The 1065-nt window shown below is 52.2% G+C and carries 1 protein-coding gene; it reads left to right on the top strand.

Annotated features, from left to right (window positions below; all coding sequences use genetic code 11):
- On the top strand, positions 1-1064 hold a 1064-nt coding region (locus QMA35_RS21775), incomplete at its 5' end, for a DUF637 domain-containing protein (RefSeq protein ID WP_281649229.1).
- Position 1065 lies beyond the last annotated feature (1 nt).

Raw genomic sequence — 1065 nt, 5'->3', positions numbered from 1 at the left:
CCGGGACAGTCTGGCAGAAGTCGAGCGGTGAAGGCCGCACCGATGAAACCGTTGTACACACCGAAATCATTACCCCAGAGCTCACCATTGCCGCCCAGCGCATTGAGGCGGACTTCAAGGGTATTGAAGGCTTAACCCTGCAGGAAAGTGTTAAACAGCTGTCGCAAAATCCGGAACTGGCCTGGATGACCCAGCTGGAAAATGATCCACGGGTGGATTGGAACCGGATGCAGGAGATTCATGACCAGTGGGATTATGAGAGTGAGGGGCTGACCGGGCCTGCGGCGGCGGTGATTGCTATTGCTGTAGCATTTGTGGCTGGACCTTATGCAGCAGCGCTGGCTGAAGCCACAGCCGCTGGTGTAGCTGTCACTGCTGGAGCTTCTGCTGCAGCTGAACTCACAATCGCTACTGTGATGGAAGCAGCCTATATGTCTATCGCCAGCCAGGCTTCCGTTAGTCTGATCAATAATAAAGGCGACATCGGTTCCGTCATGCAGGAGCTGGGCTCTAGTGATTCCGTAAAGAAAATTGCAACCGCAATGGCCACAGCAGGCCTGTTTAGAGGAGATATCGCCCCGAACAATAATGTCTGGAGTATTGCCAAAAATATTGCTTACCGGTCAGCTGTCAATGCCTCTATTGATACGGCCGTTAATGGTGGCAGCCTGGGCGATAATCTGGTGGATTCACTGCAACAGGTGATTGTCCAGCAAGCTGCTGCCAGTGCCGCTAATGCTATCGGTGGAGTTACTGACTCAGGCTCATTGGAGAATATTGCTGCACATGCTGCTTTAGGTTGCGTGGCAGCAGAAGCGGGTGGCGATGATTGTGGGAGTGGTGCTCTGGGTGGAGCTGTGAGCGCAAGAGTAGCGCCAATAGCTGCTGAGTGGATAGGCTCCAAAGAGCAAGTGAGAAAAGTTACTTTTATTGCTGAATTTGCCGCAGGCTTATCTGCGCTAGTTACAGGTAAAGATGTTAGTGCTGCTACTGGTGCAGCTCGTAACGAAGTTCTCAACAATTATGGGGCTTTCTCAGGTTGGCTGAAGAAAGTGAGGGGTTGAA

The sequence above is a fragment of the Parendozoicomonas sp. Alg238-R29 genome (assembly GCF_947331445.1).
GTDB lineage: Bacteria > Pseudomonadota > Gammaproteobacteria > Pseudomonadales > Endozoicomonadaceae > Sansalvadorimonas.
The sequence above is the reverse complement of the archived record's forward strand: the minus strand, read 5'-3'. Positions and strand labels throughout refer to the sequence as shown.